Source organism: Pseudomonas sp. E315, assembly GCF_055406205.1.
The window spans coordinates 49,115-67,674 of record NZ_JBUZPJ010000014.1 but is presented as its reverse complement, the minus strand read 5'-3'; the positions used below and the strand labels follow the sequence as shown (position 1 = coordinate 67,674).

Here is an 18,560-nt window from a genome sequence, read left to right as displayed (position 1 = left end):
TGAGACATCATGGCTAACCCCGTCCCCCAACTCGCCTATGTCCTGCACAGTCGCCCTTATCGCGAAACCAGTGCTTTGGTCGACTTCATTACGCCGCAAGGGCGTTTGCGTGCGGTATTGCGCAGTGCGCGTGGCAAGGCTGGCACCTTGGCTCGGCCTTTTGTTCCGCTTGAGATCGAATTTCGTGGGCGTGGCGAGCTAAAAAACGTGGGGCGAATGGAAAGCGCAGGCATTTCAACCTGGCTCAATGGTGAAGCGCTGTTCAGCGGTCTTTATCTCAATGAGCTGCTCATTCGCCTGTTGCCTGCTGAAGACCCTCACCCTGCGGTATTCGATCACTACGCAGCGACGTTACTGGCATTGGCCGAAGGCCGACCGCTGGAGCCTTTATTGCGGGCATTCGAATGGCGTTTGCTGGACGATTTGGGCTATGGCTTCTCGCTCTCGCGTGATATTCACGGCGAGCCTGTTGCAGCAGATGGCTTGTATCGCTTGCAGGTTGATGCCGGGCTGGAGCGTGTTTGGTTGTTGCAACCAGGGCTGTTTCACGGCACAGAGTTACATGCAATGGCCGAGGCCCAGTGGAGCACCCCCGGCGCTTTGTCAGCTGCCAAACGGTTAATGCGTCAGGCTTTGGCTGTTCATTTGGCCGGTAAGCCACTGGCCAGTCGTGAGTTGTTTCGCAAGCCCTGAATAGATCGGTATGCTGTGCGCCGAATCTTCAACTCTTCAGGAGAGCCCACGTGACCCAAAGCAATCGCATTCTTCTCGGCGTGAATATCGACCACGTAGCCACGCTGCGTCAGGCTCGCGGCACGCGTTACCCTGACCCGGTCAAGGCCGCGCTGGACGCGGAAGAGGCGGGCGCTGATGGCATCACCGTTCACTTGCGCGAAGACCGCCGTCACATTCAAGAGCGTGATGTGTTGTTGCTCAAGGATGTGCTGCAAACGCGCATGAATTTTGAAATGGGCGTGACCGAAGAAATGATGGTATTTGCCGAGCATATTCGCCCGGCGCATATCTGTCTGGTGCCTGAGACCCGCCAAGAATTGACCACCGAAGGTGGTTTGGATGTGGCAGGACAAGAAGCACGAATCAAGGCGGCGGTTGATCGTCTGTCCAGAATAGGCTGTGAGGTGTCGCTGTTTATCGACGCTGACGAGCGTCAGATCGAAGCCTCCAAGCGTGTCGGAGCCCCTGCGATTGAGTTGCACACTGGTCGTTATGCCGATGCCCAGACCCCAACTGAAGTGGCTGAAGAGTTGCGGCGCGTAGCCGAAGGCGTGGCGTGTGGCCTGGCCCAAGGCCTGATCGTGAACGCAGGTCACGGTTTGCACTACCACAACGTGGAAGCGGTGGCGGCGATCAAAGGCATCAACGAACTGAACATTGGCCACGCCCTGGTTGCCCATGCGCTGTTCGTTGGCTTTAAGTCGGCTGTAGCGCAAATGAAGGCGCTGATATTAGCGGCGGCAAAGGCTTAACTCGCCTTATTCGCGTGTGTACTCGCTGACGAGGAACGAGGCTGCGTTCGGCGGCAAAGCCGTCGTAAAATCTGAGCACTCAATAAATCTGATACACCGAGGCGCTTGATTTGCGGCGACTACGTCGCCGAACGCAGCCTCGTTCCTGCGGCAGCTGCTACGCAATCACGCCTGCTTTTAAAGCTTCGGCTCTTCTTTAGGCTTGGTCTTGTCGATGCCGGGGAGGTGCAGCTTGTCATCGGCGACTTGATCGCCTTCAAGCTGCGGCTGTGTGGCCCACGTCAGGATGTCGTAGTAGCGTCGAATGTTGGCCACAAAGTGCACCGGTTCTCCGCCTCGGGCGTAGCCATAACGGGTTTTGCTGTACCACTGCTTTTGTGCAAGTCGAGGTAGCATCTTCTTCACGTCCAGCCACTTGTTCGGGTTCAAACCTTCTTTTTTGGCTAGCTTGCGCGCGTCGTCTAGATGACCTCCCCCCACGTTGTAGGCCGCCAGTGCAAACCAGGTGCGATCAGGCTCTTCGATGTCGTCGTCCAGTTGGCTCTTAATAAGAGCCAGGTATTTAGCTCCGCCAAAAATGCTTTGTTTGGCGTCCAGTCGATTGGACACGCCCATGGCTTGAGCTGTGTTCTGGGTCAGCATCATCAGGCCGCGAACACCTGTTTTTGAGGTGACAGCCGGTTGCCACAAGGATTCCTGATAGCCCATAGCTGCCAGCAAACGCCAGTCGACGCCTTCTTTTTTTGCCGCTTCTTTGAAGAATTTTTCGTACTTGGGCAAGCGCTGCTGCAAGTGCTGAGCGAAGGTGTAAGCGCCTACATAACCCAGCACGTCAACGTGACCGTAGTAACGGTCTTTGAGCCGTTGCAGGGTGCCGTTTTTCTCAACTTTATCCAGATACGCGTTGATCTCGTTGAGCAGGCTGTTGTCTTCGCCAGCCATGACAGCCCAGCGTTGGCTGCGGGCATCCCCCAAATCGAATGCGACACGCACGTTGGGGAAGTAGACCTGATTCATGGCCACTTCATTGGAGTCGACCAGCGTCAGGTCAATCTGGCCTTCATCGACCATGCGTAACAAGTCGACAACCTCAACGGCATCAGACTCGTCGTACTCGATTCCCGGGTATTGCTTCTTGAGTTCGGCAAGTTGTTCGGCGTGGGAGCTGCCCTTAAGAACGGTAATGCGCTTGCCTGCCAGATCTGCCGCTGTGGTTGGGCGCGATTGCCCGTTGCGGTAGATGATCTGTGGGGTGACTTCAAGGTAGGGGTGTGAAAACTTGGCTTGTTGCAGGCGTTTCTCGCTGCTGACCAGACCGGCAGCAGCTAAAGCTGGACCGTCAGGTTGGCCCAGTTGAGTGAACATATCGTCCAGGTTGTCTGCTGTTTCGATTTTCAGCTCAACCCCAAGATCATCGGCAAAGCGTTTTACCAGCTCGTATTCAAAGCCGGTTTCGCCATTGCGATCTTCGAAATAGGTGGCCGGGCTGTTACGGGTGATGACCCGCAGTACCCCATCCTCCTTTACGCGCTCAAGTGTGCTGGGTTTTTCAACGCAGGCACCAAGCATCAGGAAGAGTCCGGTGGCGAGCAGCCATTTGGCGCAGCGCGGGCGGATTGCAGTGAGTGAAAACATTCGCGCAGTATACGCAAACGAGCGCGCACGCCATATATCGACAATTTGCAGTCGTTCTGCTAATCGCCGCCTAAACCACGCAAACCCTTATGGAATGGGGCTTTGGCCGATGTTTAAAGACCGTAAGCGACCACTTTAGGCGGCTCTGATAGCCATAAAGAATAAGGCCTTGGTCAGTTGGCGACGTTTGGTGTGCGCTTGGTGTTCCGTTTCGGGTGCCGTCACGAACGGTTTAGGCTAGAATGCCGGGCCTCAAAGCACACCCCTCCCGAGGCTGTCCCGAAGATGTTGATCCTGCGCGGCGCTCCTGCCCTTTCTGCCTTTCGCCACAGCAAACTTCTTGCACAACTGAGCCAAAAGGTTCCGGCTGTCAGTGGTTTGTATGCTGAATTCGCCCACTTTGCCGATGTTACCGGTGAGCTGACCAGCGATGAACAGCAGGTACTGGCTCGTCTCCTGAAGTACGGCCCAAGCGTGCCGGTCCAAGAGCCAAATGGCCGACTGTTTTTGGTGTTACCGCGGTTTGGCACTATCTCTCCTTGGTCGAGCAAGGCCAGCGATATTGCCCGTAACTGTGGCCTGGCTAAAATCCAGCGTCTGGAGCGCGGCATCGCGTTCTACGTGTCGGGTCAATTCAGCGATGCTGATGCCGAACTGATCGGCGCTGCATTGCACGACCGCATGACGCAAATCGTGCTGGGTAACCTTGAACAGGCTGCTGGTCTGTTCAGTCACGCCGAGCCTAAACCGCTGACCGCGATTGACGTGCTGGGTGGTGGTCGTGCCGCGCTGGAGAAAGCCAACGTCGAGTTGGGTCTGGCTCTGGCTGAAGACGAAATCGACTATTTGGTTAATGCCTTCAACGGCTTGGGCCGTAACCCTCACGACATCGAACTGATGATGTTTGCTCAGGCCAACTCCGAGCATTGCCGTCACAAGATTTTCAACGCGAGTTGGGATATCGACGGCCAGAGCCAGGACAAAAGCCTGTTTGGCATGATCAAAAACACCTACGTGATGCACAGCGAAGGTGTGCTTTCGGCTTATAAAGACAACGCGTCGGTTATTGTCGGCAGTGTGGCTGGCCGCTTCTTCCCGGACCCTGAAACCCGCCAGTACGGTGCGGTGCAGGAGCCAGTGCACATCTTGATGAAAGTTGAGACGCACAACCACCCAACCGCTATTGCCCCGTTTCCGGGTGCTGCGACTGGTTCGGGTGGCGAGATCCGTGACGAAGGCGCAACGGGTCGTGGCGCCAAGCCAAAGGCCGGTCTGACGGGCTTTACGGTATCCAACCTGCAAATTCCTGGCTTCGAACAGCCGTGGGAAGTGCCGTACGGCAAGCCTGAGCGCATCGTGACTGCGCTGGACATCATGATCGAAGGCCCGCTGGGCGGCGCGGCGTTCAACAACGAATTTGGTCGCCCGGCTCTGACCGGCTACTTCCGTACATTCGAGCAGTCCATCACCACCCCGCACGGTGATGAAGTCCGGGGTTACCACAAGCCGATCATGTTGGCTGGCGGTATGGGCAACATTCGCGCCGAGCACGTACAAAAAGCAGAAATCACCGTAGGCTCCAAGCTGATTGTGCTGGGCGGCCCTGCGATGTTGATCGGTCTGGGCGGCGGTGCTGCTTCATCTATGGCCACTGGCGCAAGCTCGGCTGACCTGGACTTCGCTTCGGTACAGCGCGAAAACCCGGAAATGGAACGCCGTTGTCAGGAAGTGATCGACCGTTGCTGGCAGTTGGGCGACAAAAACCCGATTAGCTTCATCCACGACGTGGGCGCGGGTGGTCTGTCGAACGCCTTCCCTGAGCTGGTCAACGATGGTGAGCGCGGCGGTCGTTTCGAACTGCGTAACATCCCGAACGACGAGCCGGGCATGGCCCCGCACGAAATTTGGAGCAACGAATCCCAAGAGCGTTATGTTCTGGCCGTTGGCGTTGAAGACTTCGAGCGTTTCCAGGCTATTTGCGAACGTGAGCGTTGCCCGTTTGCAGTGGTTGGCGAAGCCACTGCCGAGCCACAACTGACCGTTACCGACAGCCACTTTGGCAACAACCCGGTGGACATGCCGCTGGAAGTGTTGCTGGGCAAGGCTCCGCGCATGCACCGCTCGGCGGTACGTGAAGCAGAGCTGGGCGATGACTTCGATCCGTCCACGTTGAGCATTAGCGAGTGCGTTGAGCGCGTTCTGCATCACCCGGCTGTGGCCAGCAAAAGCTTCCTGATCACCATTGGCGACCGCACCATTACGGGGCTGGTTGCTCGCGATCAGATGGTCGGCCCGTGGCAGGTTCCAGTGGCTGACGTGGCTGTGACCGCGACCAGTTTTGACGTGTACACCGGTGAAGCGATGGCGATGGGCGAGCGTACTCCGCTGGCACTGCTCGACGCGCCAGCGTCGGGTCGGATGGCCATTGGTGAAACCCTGACCAACATAGCGGCCTCGCGTATTGGCAAGCTTTCGGACATCAAAATGTCGGCCAATTGGATGTCGGCAGCCGGTCACCCCGGTGAAGACGCTCGTTTGTTTGACACCGTTAAAGCTGTCGGCATGGAACTGTGCCCTGAACTGGGCATTACCATTCCAGTGGGCAAAGACTCCATGTCGATGCAAACCCGCTGGAGCGAAGAGGGCACAGATAAGAGCGTGACCTCACCGCTGTCGTTGATCGTTACCGGCTTTGCGCCAGTCGTCGATATTCGCCAAACGTTGACCCCTGTGCTGCGCATGGACAAGGGGCTGACCGATCTGATCCTGATCGATCTGGGCCGTGGTCAGAACCGTATGGGCGCTTCCATCCTGGCGCAAACCTACGGCAAGCTGGGCAAACAAGCGCCTGACGTTGATGACGCAGAAGACCTCAAGGCCTTCTTCGCCGTGATCCAAGGCTTGAACGCTGACGGTCACTTGCTGGCTTACCACGACCGTTCCGACGGTGGTTTGCTGACCAGCGTGCTGGAAATGGCGTTTGCTGGTCATTGTGGTCTTAACCTGACCCTCGATTGCCTGACTGAAAACGCCAGCGAAATCCCGGCCATCCTGTTCAACGAAGAACTGGGTGCGGTGATTCAGGTGCGTCAGGACGCGACTGCTGAGGTATTGGCGCAGTTCAGCGTGGCAGGTTTGGGCGAGTGCGTAGCTGTTATTGGCCAGCCGCTGAACAACAGCGAAGTCAGCATCAGCCTGCAAGGCGAAACACTGTTCGAAGGTCAGCGTGGTTTGTTGCAGCGTCAGTGGGCTGAAACCAGCTACCAGATCCAGCGCCTGCGTGATAACGCTGACTGCGCCGATCAAGAGTTCGATGTGTTGCTGGAAGAAGACAACCCGGGCTTGAGTGCCAAGCTGGGCTTTGACGTAAACCACAACATCAGCGCGCCTTACATCAAAAAAGGCATTCGCCCTCAAGTGGCGGTGCTGCGTGAGCAGGGCGTTAACGGCCAGGTTGAAATGGCAGCAGCGTTCGACCGTGCGGGCTTCAACGCGATTGATGTTCATATGAGCGACATTCTGGCGGGCCGTGTTGACCTGAACGAGTTCAAAGGTTTGGTTGCTTGTGGCGGCTTCTCCTACGGCGACGTATTGGGTGCCGGTGAAGGCTGGGCCAAATCTGCCCTGTTCAACACCCGTGCGCGTGATGCGTTCCAAGGCTTCTTCGAGCGTACCGACAGCTTCACCCTAGGTGTTTGCAACGGTTGCCAGATGATGTCCAACCTCAGTGAACTGATCCCGGGCAGCGAGTTTTGGCCGCACTTCGTGCGTAACCGTTCCGAACAGTTCGAGGCCCGTGTTGCGATGGTGCAAGTGCAGGAGTCGAACTCGATCTTCTTGCAAGGCATGGCCGGTTCGCGCATGCCAATCGCTATCGCTCACGGCGAAGGTCATGCCGAGTTCGCCAGCGAAGAAGCACTGCTTGAAGCCGATTTGTCCGGTTGTGTGGCGCTGCGTTTTGTCGATAACCACGGCAAGGTCACTGAAAACTACCCCGCTAACCCGAACGGCTCGCCGCGTGGGATTACCGGTCTGACCAGCCGTGACGGCCGCGTAACAATCATGATGCCGCACCCTGAGCGTGTGTTCCGCGCGGTGCAGAACTCGTGGCGTCCAGAAGAGTGGAGCGAAGATGCGCCTTGGTTGCGCATGTTCCGTAACGCTCGTGTGTGGGTGAACTAAGCCGATGTACAAACTCAGCTTTTTCGTTCCTCCCAGCCATGTTGAAGCGGTCAAATGTGCTGTATTCGCCGCCGGTGGCGGGCGTATCGGCACCTATGATCACTGCGCCTGGCAGACAATGGGCCAAGGTCAGTTTCGGGCGTTGGACGGCAGTCAGCCGTTTATCGGCCAAACCGGTCAGGTTGAATATGTCGGGGAATGGAAAGTTGAGCTGGTCGTCGCTGACGCTTTGATTCACGCTGTGGTGGCTGCGCTTAAGCTCAGCCACCCGTATGAAACACCGGCGTATGAAGTGTGGCATTTGGCTGATTTTTAGCTTAATGGCGCATAAAAAACCCCGCTGAACCGGTAACGGTCAGCGGGTTTTTTTGTGTGTGAATTCAGCGCTTATGGACGAATTTCAACCAGAGTCCCATCTTTGGCCAGATTCCAGACTTCACGCATTTCGTAGTTTTTCATGGCGATGCAGCCGTCGGTCCAGTCCAGGGTATGGAACAGCTCTTCAGGGTTATCTTCGGTGTCGGGAGTGCCATGAATCATGATCATTGAACCCGGGCTCACGCCTTCGCGGCGCGCTTGAGCGGCGTCGCTGATATTAGGGTAAGAAATGTGCATCGCCAGATTGAATTTTTCGCTCTTCTTGCGCCAATCAACCCAATAAAGACCTTCGGGGGTGCGTTTATCGCCTTCACGAGTTTTTGCGCCCTTGGGTTGTTTGCCCAGCGAAATACGGTAGGTCTTGATAGGTTTGCCGTTGCTGATCAGTTGCAACTGGCGCGCAGACTTGAGCACCAGAATTTTCTCTACGTGTTGACTGTGGCTGGCCAGCGGCAAAGGACGAGGGGATTTGAGCACCTTGCTTGTGTCGACGGGTTTACCGTTTACGGTGATGAAAACATCAGCTTGGCACGTCACAGCGAATGACAGACAAAGAGCAGCGAGCAACCAACGCATTGGAGGGGCATTCCTAAAGGTACGAGACTAACAACATTATTGTTGGGGAGTAATCAAGCTGGCCAGCGGTGGCACGGCTTCGCTGCGCACAGGAAATACGCGTGCCGGGCGGTCAGCGAAAAAGCATTCTAAGGTACGGCTCACTGTGCGGAAAGCCAGCTCTGACCAAGGGATATCGGCCTCTTCAAACAGGCGTACTTCCAGGCTTTCTTGGCCGGCAGCAAAGTCGAGGTTTTGCAGTTCGGCGCGGTAAAAAATATGCACCTGATTGATGTGTGGAACATCAATCAGGGTGTAGATATGCAAGTGATTTACGTGGGCGCAGGCTTCTTCAAGGGTTTCGCGGCAGGCGGCCTGCTCGACTGTTTCGCCGTTCTCCATAAAGCCTGCGGGCAGGGTCCAGTAACCTTTGCGCGGCTCTATGGCGCGACGGCAGAGCAACACTTGAGTGCCCCAAGTAGGCAAGCAACCCGCAACGATATTGGGGTTTTGATAATGAATGGTGTGGCAGTGATCGCACACATACCGCAGGCGAGCGTCGCCCTGAGGGATGTGTTGACTGACGGAGTGGCCGCACTGGCTGCAAAATTTCATGCTGTGTTCTCTAGATGCGGTGGCTATCTTGAGGCTGAGGCGGGCTTACGGCAAGTTCCACTTTGTGTGTGCGGCAGCGTGGGGCTTGGGTGCTTCGTGCGATTTGGTGCATGATGCCCGATAAGTGACGGATCGAGATGACCTATGCTGGACGAGCTACTTAGTCGAATGAGCCGCTACACCCCGCGGATACTGGAAGCAGAACAGCGTTTCTCTGAGGCGGCAGTGTTGCTGCCTGTGACGCGCAGTGATGAGCCCGAACTGATCTTGACCCTGCGAGCCAGCGGGTTGTCGACGCATGGTGGCGAAGTGGCTTTCCCGGGTGGACGTCGCGACCCGCAAGACCCAGATCTGGTGTTCACCGCCCTGCGCGAGGCCGAAGAAGAAATTGGCTTGCCGCCGGGTCTGGTTGAAGTGGTTGGGCCGCTTAGCCCCTTGATTTCACTGCATGGGATTCGCGTCACGCCCTATGTTGGGCTCGTGCCGGACTATGTTGAGTACTTGGCCAACGATGCAGAAATCGCTGCGGTATTCAGCGTGCCGCTGGCTTTTTTTCGCGAAGACCCGCGCGAGCACACCCATCGTATCGATTATCAGGGGCGCAGTTGGTATGTGCCGAGCTACCGTTTTGGGGTGTACAAAATTTGGGGGCTGACAGCGATCATGATCGTTGAGCTGATGAACCTGCTTTACGACGACGTCAACATCAGCCTGCATACGCCGCCTGAACGTTTTATCAATATTTAGAGCTGTCAGCAGATAGCCACGCTTGCCTTGAGGACACCTGCATGAAGTATTGCCTTGGCGACTCGCTCGTCCACACTCATCCCGACAGCTGGACGGCCCCCAATGCCACCTTGGTTGGCAAGGTGCGCCTGGAAGAGGGCGCCAGTGTGTGGTTTAACGCCGTGCTGCGGGGCGATAACGAGCTGATCCTGATTGGCAAGAACAGCAACGTGCAAGATGGCACAGTGATGCACACCGACATGGGCTTCCCACTGACCTTGGGCACCGGCGTGACCATCGGGCATAACGCCATGCTGCATGGCTGTACGGTGGGCGATTACAGCCTGATCGGGATTAATGCGGTGATCCTCAATGGTGCAAAAATCGGCAAGCACTGCATCATCGGCGCCAACTCGTTGATCGGTGAAGGCAAGGTAATCCCGGACGGTTCGCTGGTGGTTGGGTCGCCGGGCAAAGTAGTACGCGATTTGACTGATGAACAGAAGAAGCTGCTCGAAGCCAGTGCGGCGCATTATGTGCAAAACGCCAAGCGCTATGCCCGCGACCTGAAGGCGCAGAGCAATGAGTGAAGTTGAGCGTCCAGTCCCATCGCCCTGTGTGAATATCTGCGCGTTGGACGATGATGATGTGTGCACAGGCTGTCAGCGTACTGTTGCTGAGATCACCCGTTGGAGCCGCATGACAAACCCCGAGCGGCGCGACGTGCTGATGTTGTGTCATGAGCGGGCTAAGTCCAGTGGCGTGATGTGGATGACAGGCCGCACGCCCGGCGCCTGATCTGTAGGCGCTGGCGCTATTTGATGTGACTCAAGTACCCTGTGCGCCTTATTTTGAGGTGTCGCCCGCTCCCATGCTGTTTCTAATCGCTTACATCGCCAGTGTCGTGCTGATTAACTTTGCGTTTTCCACGGCGCCCCACCTCGACATCATCTGGTCTGCTTGGGGTGGGCTGGTGTTTGTGCTGCGCGATATGGTGCAAACCCGCTTCGGTCATGGCGCGATATTGGCCATGTTGGTGGCCTTGGTACTCTCCTACGTCACCTCTGATCCCTCCATTGCGCTGGCCAGTGCAACTGCGTTTGCGGTGTCCGAGTGTATTGACTGGTTGGTCTTCAGTATCACCAAGCGGCCCTTGCATGATCGGCTTTGGATCAGCTCTGCGCTGAGCATCCCGCTCGATACCTTCATCTTTTTTGGCATGATCGACGCCTTCACCCCAGGTGTGATTCTCACGGCGATGGCTTCTAAGTTCGCCGGAGTGACCTGTGTGTGGCTGGCAATGGCCTGGCGTTTGCGCAAAGCCAACCAGGTGAAGGTCTGAGGCGTCAGATCATGTAAAATGCCGGCCTTTCTCCCCAGCAGGCGCTGGCTTGGCGAGCGCCTTCGATGATTTGTTTCCTTGAGGACCTGAAATGACCCGTATCGGAACTCCACTGTCGCCGACCGCGACCCGCGTATTGCTGTGTGGCTGCGGCGAGCTGGGTAAAGAAGTCGTCATCGAATTGCAGCGATTGGGCGTCGAAGTGATCGCCGTTGATCGCTACGCAAACGCGCCAGCCATGCAGGTTGCCCATCGCAGCCATGTGATTAACATGCTCGACGGCGCGGCGTTACGCGCAGTGATCGAAGCGGAAAAACCGCACTTTATCGTTCCCGAAATCGAAGCCATCGCCACGGCCACGCTGGTTGAGCTGGAAGCTGAAGGCTTCACTGTCATTCCAACAGCCCGTGCAACCTCATTGACCATGAACCGCGAAGGCATCCGCCGTTTGGCTGCTGAAGAGCTTGACCTGCCGACCTCGCCGTATCACTTCGCTGACACCTTCGAGGACTACAGCAAAGCGGTGCAAGACCTCGGTTTTCCGTGTGTAGTCAAACCAGTCATGAGCTCGTCAGGCAAAGGTCAAAGCCTGCTGCGCAGTGCTGACGATGTGCAAAAAGCGTGGGATTACGCGCAAGAAGGCGGCCGCGCGGGCAAAGGTCGAGTCATCATCGAAGGCTTCATCGACTTCGACTATGAAATTACCTTGCTGACAGTGCGCCACGTCGGCGGCACAACGTTCTGCGCGCCAGTGGGGCATCGTCAAGAGAAGGGCGATTATCAAGAGTCCTGGCAGCCGCAGGCGATGAGCCCGATTGCACTGGCTGAGTCCGAGCGAGTGGCTAAGGCGGTCACTGAGGCGCTGGGCGGTCGTGGTTTGTTTGGCGTTGAGCTGTTTATCAAGGGCGACCAAGTATGGTTCAGCGAAGTGTCGCCGCGCCCTCATGACACAGGCCTGGTGACGTTGATCTCACAAGACTTGTCGCAGTTTGCCTTGCACGCACGCGCTATTCTGGGCTTGCCAATTCCATTGATCCGTCAGTTTGGCCCGTCGGCCTCGGCGGTGATTTTGGTTGAGGGGCAGTCGACCCAAACGGCATTCGCCAACTTGGGTGCTGCATTGAGCGAGCCAGACACCGCTTTGCGCTTGTTCGGTAAGCCAGAGGTCAACGGCCAACGCCGCATGGGCGTTGCCTTGGCCCGTGATGAGTCAATCGAAGCGGCCCGAGCTAAAGCAACCCGCGCCGCCAAAGCCGTCATCGTCGAACTGTAAATAACTGTAGTCGCTGCCGCAGGCTGCAAAGGGGGCGTAGCCGCCAGTTTTGTTGAAGGCCCTACGGCAGCGACTACAGGTTTTATAGGGCTTCAAACCACCTTATTCAGGTCGGCCTCTCTCGTTTCTTTCAGGCAGAGCACAGCAATCAAGCTGAGAATGGCTGCGCCTGACACATACCCACCCACCCAGCTCAGGCCACCCAGGGCGACCAACTTTTGGGCAAAAAACGGCGCCGCCGAAGCGCCAACAATGCCGCCCAAGTTGTAAGCAGCGGACGCACCGGTGTAGCGCACGCGGGTCGGGAACAGCTCAGGCAGCAGGGCGCCCATCGGTGCAAAGGTCACGCCCATCAAAAACAGCTCAATGCACAAGAACAACGCCACACCCCATGTTGTGCCGTGCGTGAGCAAAGGCTCCATCAAGAACCCGGACAAGATCGCCAGCACGCCGCCGACAATCAAAACAGGTTTGCGCCCGTAACGATCGCTTGCCCAAGCCGAAAGGGGGGTGGCTGCGGCCATGAACAACACGGCAAAGCACAGCAGGCCCAAGAACGTCTCACGGGTGTAGCCCAAGCTTGAGACGCCGTAGCTCAATGAAAATACCGTTGAGATATAGAACAGTGCGTAGCACACCACCATCGACGCCGCGCCCAACAGCATGGGTGCCCAGTATTGGCTGAACAGCTCAAGAATCGGCATTTTGACCCGTTCATGTTGGGCCACGGCTTTGGCGAAAACCGGTGTTTCTTCCAGTTTCAGGCGCACATACAGGCCCACCATGACCAGAGCGGCACTGAGCAGAAAAGGAATGCGCCAGCCCCATGAGCGGAATTGCTCATCGCTCAGCGTCATGGCCAAGACCAAAAACAAACCATTGGCCGCCAGAAAACCAATCGAGGGGCCCAACTGCGGAAACATGCCGAACCACGCACGCTTGCCTTTAGGGGCGTTTTCAGTCGCCAGCAACGCCGCGCCACCCCATTCGCCACCCAAACCCAGGCCCTGACCGAAGCGCAAAACGCAGAGCAGAATGGGCGCCCAAGCTCCAATAGTGGCGTAACCGGGCAGCACACCAATCAAGGTGGTACACACGCCCATCAACAACAATGAGGCCACGAGAGTTGATTTACGTCCCACCCGGTCGCCGAAGTGTCCGAACAGAAAGGAGCCCAAAGGGCGGGCTAAAAAGGCGATACCAAACGTCAGGAACGCCGAGAGCATTTGTGCAGTGCCAGACGTTTGGGGGAAAAATACCGGGCCGATGACCAGTGCCGCTGCCGTGGCGTACACGTAGAAATCGTAGAACTCAATGGCTGTGCCGATAAAGCTGGCTGTGGCGACGCGGGTCGCAGAGTTAACCGGTTTGTCTGGCGAAGCTTCGCTGTAAGTCGTGCTGGTGGTCATGCGCATATCCCTGACAGTTATGAGCTCGTTGGTCATTGCCCGCTATGCGGTACAGGTGCCAGAGCCGTTTTTATGGTCGTATAGCCCGAGGGATAAGGGCGGGGTACAGGCGTGGTTCGGGATGGGAACGCGCGCAGAGTGTGCGTAAAGCTACGCGTCGACAGCGCGGGGTGCGGGTAGCAAGCGTGTCGACGAGGCTTGGGTAAGCGCAGTGATTATAGGGAGCCCGGTTCGGATCGAACAAGGCCCAAGGCCGGGTTTAAACCGCAGGCTTGACGCTGTTGTGCCAGATCAGGACACGGCTGACGCGATTGTCTTCAGTGTCGAGAATTTCCAGGCGATAACGGCCAATTTTCAGACATACCGTGGTTTCTGGAATGGTTTCCAAGGCTTCTGTGACCAGCCCGTTGAGGGTTTTTGGTCCGTCACACGGCAGATGCCAACCGAGGCTTTTGTTCAGTTCACGAATTGAAGCCGCGCCGTCGACCACAAAGCGCCCGTCTGGCAGAGGCTCAATGTGCGGGTTATCAAGGTTTTGCTCGTCTTCAAAGTCCCCGACGATTTCTTCGAGAATATCTTCAAGCGTCACAATGCCTAGCACTTCGCCGTATTCGTCCACCACGACACCCATGCGCCGCTGTTGCTTGTGAAAGTTCAGCAATTGCAGTTGCAATGGGGTGCTTTCGGGAACGAAGTACGGTTCGTGACAGACCGCCAAAAGTGCCTCTTTGGTCAAGCTGGCATCAGGCAGCATGTGCTGAATATGGCGGGTGTTAAGGATGGCTTCGACTTGATTGATGTCGTTATGAAACACCGGCAGACGCGTACGTTTGGTCAGGCGTAGTTGCTCAATCAGCTCTTCAATTGAGTCATCAAGGTTGAGGCCTTCAACCTCGCTGCGTGGTACCAGAATGTCGTTGACCGTAATGTTGTCCAAGGCATGAATGCCTGACAGCAGGTGCGGTCGATTACTGAGCTGTTCGTCATCGGGCAGGGTGTCTTGATCAGCCGCTTCGGCTGCTTCTTCACTTTGTTTGACCGCGTTAGTTTTGCGGCTAAAGGGGCGCAGAAGCGTGTGAGCAATGCCATTGAGCAGCCAGGCCAGCGGGTAAATCAGCTTCAGGGGAATGCTGAGGAGTGCGTTGCCAAACGTCAGAGTGGCAGCGGGGTAGCGAGCAGCAAGGGTTCTGGGCAGGTAATCGGCAAGCACCAGCAGCGTACTGGTTATCCCGAGGCAGGCGATCCAAAAACCATGAAAGCCCCAGGCAGACAAGCAAAGCAGGGTGGCAATGATCACGCTCAGTACCCGGCACAAGGTATTGCACAGGATCAAGCTATTGAGCGGAAACCGGAGGCGGGCGGTGGGCGCATCGTTGGACCACGAGGGCGTGCGCCCGCCATTGAGTTGCCAGTGCGCCGCTTCGATCGCAGTAAACAGCCCCGACCATAAAACCAGCAGGGCCAACAGGGTAAGCAGCGGCCCGGGGGGCAAGCTATCCATAATCATCGCCCGTCAGATATGCAGAATGTATTCGCGAACCAGCTTGCTGCCGAAGTAAGCCAGCATCAGCAGGCAAAAACCGGCAAACGTCCAGCGGATGGCTTTGTGCCCACGCCAGCCAAGGTGATTGCGGCCCCACAACAGCACGCTGAACACCACCCATGCCACGCAAGCCAGCAAAGTTTTGTGTACCAGATGCTGGGCGAACAAATTGCCCAAAAACAACCAGCCAGAAATCAATGACAGAGACAGCAATGACCAGCCGGCCCATAGGAAGCCAAACAACAGGCTTTCCATGGTTTGCAGCGGCGGGAAGTTTTTGATCAGCCCTTTGGGGTGTTTGTGCTTGAGCTGATGGTTCTGCAAAGACAACAGCAAGGCCTGGAACACCGCGATGGTGAACATGCCGTAAGCCAGAATCGATAGCAGAATATGCGCCAGAATGCCGGGCTCTTCATTGATAACCTGAACCGTGCCGGGCGGAGCGAACTGGGACAGCAGCACCGTGAGCATGCCGAGCGGGTACAGCAGCAGGAGCAGGTTTTCGACCGGGATACGTGCGCAGGCAATGAGCGTAACCACGATCACCGCTGCGCCAATCAGACTGGCGGCACTGAAGAAGTCCAGCTCAAGGCCCGCAGGCGTCATCAGGTGAGTGAACAGGCTGCCCGCATGGGCAAGCACGGCAAGAATGCCGAGCGTCACCAACACACGTTTGTCTGCCTTGGCGCCTTGGCGCAGGCAAGTGCCTTGATAGAAGGTCGCAGCGGCATATAAGCAGGCGGCGGCGAGGCTGGGTAGCAAGCTGGGTGACAAGGGGAGCATAAATCCTGTTAGGCAAGCCCGAAAGGGCTGAGTTTGGCATACAACCGCCCATACACGAAAGTCCACATAAGCCGACGGCAAGGTGTCCGCGCAGGCCAGTCTTCGCTATAATCCGCGACCTGCCCACGCCGCAGGCTCGCCGAGCATCAGTTTTGACACGGGCTGGGCCGCAATAACCTCGGTCTACTTTGGGCCTGAAAGGATCGCGCATGTTTGAAAATTTAACCGATCGTCTCTCGCAGACGCTGCGCCATGTCACCGGCAAGGCCAAGCTGACCGAAGACAATATTAAAGACACCCTGCGTGAAGTGCGCATGGCGTTGCTGGAAGCCGACGTTGCTTTGCCAGTGGTCAAAGACTTCGTCAACGCGGTCAAAGAGCGCGCTGTGGGCACAGAAGTGTCGCGCAGCCTGACGCCGGGCCAGGCGTTTGTAAAAATTGTTCAGGCTGAACTCGAAAGCCTGATGGGCGCTGCCAACGAGGACTTGGTCCTCAATGTCACGCCGCCTGCTGTTGTATTGATGGCTGGCTTGCAGGGTGCGGGTAAAACCACCACTGCTGGCAAACTGGCGCGCTTCCTTAAAGAGCGCAAAAAGAAAACCGTCATGGTGGTGTCGGTCGACGTCTACCGTCCGGCCGCCATCAAGCAGCTTGAAACCCTGGCTGGCGAAGTGGGCGTTACCTTCTTCCCGTCCGACATCAGCCAGAAGCCGGTTGCCATCGCGCAAGCGGCTATAAATGAAGCCAAGCTCAAATTCATCGACGTGGTGATTGTCGATACCGCGGGCCGTCTGCACATCGACGCCGAGATGATGACCGAGATTCAGGATCTGCATGCGGCCATCAAGCCGGCAGAAACCCTGTTTGTGGTCGACGCCATGACGGGTCAGGATGCTGCCAATACGGCTAAAGCCTTTGGTGATGCGCTGCCGTTGACTGGCGTGATTTTGACCAAGGTCGATGGCGATGCTCGCGGCGGTGCTGCGCTGTCAGTTCGCTCCATCACTGGCAAGCCGATCAAGTTCATTGGTATGGGCGAAAAGAGCGATGCTCTTGAGCCTTTCCACCCTGACCGTATTGCGTCGCGCATTCTGGGCATGGGCGACGTGCTCAGCCTTATCGAGCAAGCTGAACAAACCCTCGATAAAGATAAAGCCGACAAGCTGGCCAAAAAGCTTAAAAAAGGTAAAGGCTTCGACCTCGAAGACTTCCGCGATCAACTGCAACAGATGAAAAACATGGGCGGCCTTGGCGGTCTCATGGACAAACTGCCGAACATGGGTGGTGTCAATCTGGCGCAAATGGGCAATGCCCAAGGCGCAGCAGAGAAGCAGTTCAAACAGATGGAAGCCATCATCAACTCCATGACGCCGGCAGAGCGCCGTGACCCTGACTTGATCAGTGGTTCGCGTAAGCGCCGTATTGCCATGGGTTCCGGCACTCAGGTGCAGGACATCGGTCGCTTGATCAAGCAGCACAAGCAGATGCAAAAGATGATGAAGAAGTTCTCCGCAAAAGGCGGAATGGCCAAAATGATGCGCGGCATGGGCGGAATGTTGCCCGGCGGCGGCATGCCGAAAATGTAAATTACCCGCCCGGATGCTTGCATCCGGGCAACTCGCAGTGATGCGAGACACCCGGCAAACCCGCACTGTGCGGGAGCCGACTTGTCGCCATTCGTGGCGGCCTTATAGCAAATCTTTATGGCATGTCGATAGGCGCCAGAAAAAGACATTTGCAAAAGTCCGGATATTCCTTAGAATATGCGGCCTTTCGGGCACCTATGCCCGCTGTGCATTTAGATTTGCAGCACCGACTACAGGAACGATGTTCACATGCTAACAATCCGTCTTGCCCTTGGCGGCTCCAAAAAGCGCCCGTTTTACCACTTGACCGTTACCGACAGCCGTAACCCACGTGACGGTTCCCACAAGGAACAAATTGGCTTCTTCAACCCGGTTGCTCGTGGTCAAGAAGTTCGTTTCTCCGTTAAAGAAGATCGCCTCGCTTACTGGTTGAGCGTTGGTGCACAACTGTCTGAGCGTGTTGCTCAGCTGGTTAAAGAAAACGCTAAGGCTGCGGCCTGAGCAATATGAGCGTGACGCCTGAAACTGCTGATGATTTGATCGTTATCGGCAAAATCTACTCGATTCACGGCGTGCGCGGCGAAGTGAAGGTTTATTCCTTTACGGATCCAATTGATAACCTGTTGGACTACAAAAAACTGACGCTTCGGCGCGGTAATGACGTACGACAGGCAGAGCTGGTCGGTGGCCGTTCACACAACGGTAAGTTTCTGGTTGTGAAGCTCAAAGGTCTTGATGACCGTGATGAAGCAGGTCTTCTTCGCGAATTCGAAATCTGTGTGCCTCGTAACCTGTTTCCTGAACTGACCGACGGCGAGTACTACTGGTACCAGCTGCAGGGCCTAAAAGTGACCAACCTCGAAGGGCAATTGCTCGGCAAGGTTGTTGATCTGATGGAAACTGGCTCGAACGATGTCATGGAAGTCAAACCTTGCCCAGGTAGCCTGGACGATCGTGATCGCTTGTTGCCCTATACAGAGCAATGTGTGCTGAGCATCGACCTTGAAGCGGGCGAGATGAAGGTGGATTGGGATGCGGACTTCTAA

Annotated in this window: 18 protein-coding genes; 12 read left to right on the top strand and 6 right to left on the bottom strand. The window is 56.5% G+C overall.

Translation table 11 applies throughout. From position 1 onward, the window contains the following. Positions 1 to 9: 9 nt before the first annotated feature. Positions 10 to 693, top strand: coding sequence for a DNA repair protein RecO (gene recO, locus ACZRJQ_RS18105; protein ID WP_463979702.1), 684 nt, complete (start codon positions 10 to 12; stop codon positions 691 to 693). Positions 694 to 743: 50 nt separating this feature from the next. Then, positions 744 to 1,487, top strand: a complete 744-nt coding sequence (pdxJ, locus tag ACZRJQ_RS18100) for a pyridoxine 5'-phosphate synthase (protein ID WP_463979701.1) — start codon at positions 744 to 746, stop codon at positions 1,485 to 1,487. Between the two features lie 177 nt (positions 1,488 to 1,664). On the opposite strand, the gene mltF is transcribed toward pdxJ, so the two are convergent. Beyond that, a complete protein-coding gene (gene mltF / locus ACZRJQ_RS18095) occupies positions 1,665 to 3,122 on the bottom strand; it encodes a membrane-bound lytic murein transglycosylase MltF (RefSeq protein WP_463979700.1) in 1,458 nt (485 codons plus the stop codon). Positions 3,123 to 3,407: 285 nt separating this feature from the next. Between mltF and purL the strand changes: the two genes are divergently transcribed. Beyond that, positions 3,408 to 7,304 carry a phosphoribosylformylglycinamidine synthase gene (gene purL / locus ACZRJQ_RS18090; protein ID WP_463979699.1) on the top strand — a complete coding sequence of 1,299 codons (3,897 nt, stop codon included), beginning with the start codon at positions 3,408 to 3,410 and terminating at the stop codon, positions 7,302 to 7,304. A 4-nt stretch (positions 7,305 to 7,308) separates the two neighbouring features. Further along, positions 7,309 to 7,620 carry an NGG1p interacting factor NIF3 gene (locus ACZRJQ_RS18085; protein WP_463979698.1) on the top strand — a complete coding sequence of 104 codons (312 nt, stop codon included), beginning with the start codon at positions 7,309 to 7,311 and terminating at the stop codon, positions 7,618 to 7,620. Positions 7,621 to 7,691: 71 nt separating this feature from the next. Here the strand turns inward: ACZRJQ_RS18085 and ACZRJQ_RS18080 are convergent, their stop codons facing one another. Beyond that, entirely contained in the window at positions 7,692 to 8,258 is a 567-nt protein-coding gene (locus tag ACZRJQ_RS18080; protein WP_463979697.1) for a L,D-transpeptidase family protein, read from the bottom strand. 36 nt (positions 8,259 to 8,294) lie between these two features. Beyond that, positions 8,295 to 8,852 carry an NUDIX hydrolase gene (locus ACZRJQ_RS18075; RefSeq protein ID WP_463979696.1) on the bottom strand — a complete coding sequence of 186 codons (558 nt, stop codon included), beginning with the start codon at positions 8,850 to 8,852 and terminating at the stop codon, positions 8,295 to 8,297. Positions 8,853 to 8,996: 144 nt separating this feature from the next. Between ACZRJQ_RS18075 and ACZRJQ_RS18070 the strand changes: the two genes are divergently transcribed. The 5 genes from ACZRJQ_RS18070 (at position 8,997) to purT (ending at position 12,193) form a co-directional block, all read left to right on the top strand. Then, a complete protein-coding gene (locus ACZRJQ_RS18070) occupies positions 8,997 to 9,599 on the top strand; it encodes a CoA pyrophosphatase (RefSeq protein ID WP_463979695.1) in 603 nt (200 codons plus the stop codon). Positions 9,600 to 9,640: 41 nt separating this feature from the next. Beyond that, positions 9,641 to 10,168: a gamma carbonic anhydrase family protein gene (locus tag ACZRJQ_RS18065; protein WP_463979694.1), complete on the top strand. Its 528-nt coding sequence runs from the start codon at positions 9,641 to 9,643 to the stop codon at positions 10,166 to 10,168. Continuing rightward, positions 10,161 to 10,376 (top strand): DUF1289 domain-containing protein, encoded by a 216-nt coding sequence (locus tag ACZRJQ_RS18060; protein WP_463979693.1) that lies wholly within the window; start codon positions 10,161 to 10,163, stop codon positions 10,374 to 10,376. Before ACZRJQ_RS18065 ends, ACZRJQ_RS18060 begins: the two co-directional genes overlap by 8 nt. A gap of 73 nt (positions 10,377 to 10,449) precedes the next feature. Next, positions 10,450 to 10,920, top strand: a complete 471-nt coding sequence (locus ACZRJQ_RS18055) for a preQ0 transporter (protein ID WP_463979692.1) — start codon at positions 10,450 to 10,452, stop codon at positions 10,918 to 10,920. A gap of 91 nt (positions 10,921 to 11,011) precedes the next feature. After that, positions 11,012 to 12,193 carry a formate-dependent phosphoribosylglycinamide formyltransferase gene (purT, locus tag ACZRJQ_RS18050; protein WP_463979691.1) on the top strand — a complete coding sequence of 394 codons (1,182 nt, stop codon included), beginning with the start codon at positions 11,012 to 11,014 and terminating at the stop codon, positions 12,191 to 12,193. 92 nt (positions 12,194 to 12,285) lie between these two features. Here the strand turns inward: purT and ACZRJQ_RS18045 are convergent, their stop codons facing one another. From ACZRJQ_RS18045 to ACZRJQ_RS18035, 3 genes are all read right to left on the bottom strand, one after another. Further along, positions 12,286 to 13,602, bottom strand: a complete 1,317-nt coding sequence (locus tag ACZRJQ_RS18045; protein ID WP_463979690.1) for an MFS transporter — start codon at positions 13,600 to 13,602, stop codon at positions 12,286 to 12,288. Between the two features lie 259 nt (positions 13,603 to 13,861). Beyond that, positions 13,862 to 15,103 (bottom strand): transporter associated domain-containing protein, encoded by a 1,242-nt coding sequence (locus ACZRJQ_RS18040; protein WP_463979689.1) that lies wholly within the window; start codon positions 15,101 to 15,103, stop codon positions 13,862 to 13,864. A 12-nt stretch (positions 15,104 to 15,115) separates the two neighbouring features. Beyond that, entirely contained in the window at positions 15,116 to 15,928 is an 813-nt protein-coding gene (locus ACZRJQ_RS18035) for a cytochrome C assembly family protein (protein ID WP_463979688.1), read from the bottom strand. Positions 15,929 to 16,137: 209 nt separating this feature from the next. Between ACZRJQ_RS18035 and ffh the strand changes: the two genes are divergently transcribed. The 3 genes from ffh to rimM all read left to right on the top strand — a co-directional run bounded on the left by ffh (position 16,138) and on the right by rimM (position 18,560). After that, positions 16,138 to 17,514: a signal recognition particle protein gene (gene ffh / locus ACZRJQ_RS18030; protein ID WP_463979687.1), complete on the top strand. Its 1,377-nt coding sequence runs from the start codon at positions 16,138 to 16,140 to the stop codon at positions 17,512 to 17,514. 249 nt (positions 17,515 to 17,763) lie between these two features. Continuing rightward, positions 17,764 to 18,015 (top strand): 30S ribosomal protein S16, encoded by a 252-nt coding sequence (gene rpsP, locus ACZRJQ_RS18025; protein WP_019411651.1) that lies wholly within the window; start codon positions 17,764 to 17,766, stop codon positions 18,013 to 18,015. A 5-nt stretch (positions 18,016 to 18,020) separates the two neighbouring features. Beyond that, positions 18,021 to 18,560, top strand: a complete 540-nt coding sequence (gene rimM, locus ACZRJQ_RS18020) for a ribosome maturation factor RimM (protein ID WP_463979686.1) — start codon at positions 18,021 to 18,023, stop codon at positions 18,558 to 18,560.

What these genes read in the sequence shown, in the direction of transcription:
- ACZRJQ_RS18060 (WP_463979693.1), top strand. Translation starts at nt 10,161, where the DNA reads ATGAGTGAAGTTGAGCGTCCAGTCCCATCGCCCTGTGTGAATATCTGC.
- mltF (WP_463979700.1), bottom strand. Translation starts at nt 3,122, where the DNA reads ATGTTTTCACTCACTGCAATCCGCCCGCGCTGCGCCAAATGGCTGCTC.
- recO (WP_463979702.1), top strand. Translation starts at nt 10, where the DNA reads ATGGCTAACCCCGTCCCCCAACTCGCCTATGTCCTGCACAGTCGCCCT.
- ACZRJQ_RS18070 (WP_463979695.1), top strand. Translation starts at nt 8,997, where the DNA reads ATGCTGGACGAGCTACTTAGTCGAATGAGCCGCTACACCCCGCGGATA.
- rpsP (WP_019411651.1), top strand. Translation starts at nt 17,764, where the DNA reads ATGCTAACAATCCGTCTTGCCCTTGGCGGCTCCAAAAAGCGCCCGTTT.
- ACZRJQ_RS18085 (WP_463979698.1), top strand. Translation starts at nt 7,309, where the DNA reads ATGTACAAACTCAGCTTTTTCGTTCCTCCCAGCCATGTTGAAGCGGTC.
- ACZRJQ_RS18045 (WP_463979690.1), bottom strand. Translation starts at nt 13,602, where the DNA reads ATGACCACCAGCACGACTTACAGCGAAGCTTCGCCAGACAAACCGGTT.
- ACZRJQ_RS18080 (WP_463979697.1), bottom strand. Translation starts at nt 8,258, where the DNA reads ATGCGTTGGTTGCTCGCTGCTCTTTGTCTGTCATTCGCTGTGACGTGC.
- ACZRJQ_RS18075 (WP_463979696.1), bottom strand. Translation starts at nt 8,852, where the DNA reads ATGAAATTTTGCAGCCAGTGCGGCCACTCCGTCAGTCAACACATCCCT.
- ACZRJQ_RS18065 (WP_463979694.1), top strand. Translation starts at nt 9,641, where the DNA reads ATGAAGTATTGCCTTGGCGACTCGCTCGTCCACACTCATCCCGACAGC.
- purL (WP_463979699.1), top strand. Translation starts at nt 3,408, where the DNA reads ATGTTGATCCTGCGCGGCGCTCCTGCCCTTTCTGCCTTTCGCCACAGC.
- ACZRJQ_RS18055 (WP_463979692.1), top strand. Translation starts at nt 10,450, where the DNA reads ATGCTGTTTCTAATCGCTTACATCGCCAGTGTCGTGCTGATTAACTTT.
- ffh (WP_463979687.1), top strand. Translation starts at nt 16,138, where the DNA reads ATGTTTGAAAATTTAACCGATCGTCTCTCGCAGACGCTGCGCCATGTC.
- ACZRJQ_RS18035 (WP_463979688.1), bottom strand. Translation starts at nt 15,928, where the DNA reads ATGCTCCCCTTGTCACCCAGCTTGCTACCCAGCCTCGCCGCCGCCTGC.
- ACZRJQ_RS18040 (WP_463979689.1), bottom strand. Translation starts at nt 15,103, where the DNA reads ATGGATAGCTTGCCCCCCGGGCCGCTGCTTACCCTGTTGGCCCTGCTG.
- purT (WP_463979691.1), top strand. Translation starts at nt 11,012, where the DNA reads ATGACCCGTATCGGAACTCCACTGTCGCCGACCGCGACCCGCGTATTG.
- rimM (WP_463979686.1), top strand. Translation starts at nt 18,021, where the DNA reads ATGAGCGTGACGCCTGAAACTGCTGATGATTTGATCGTTATCGGCAAA.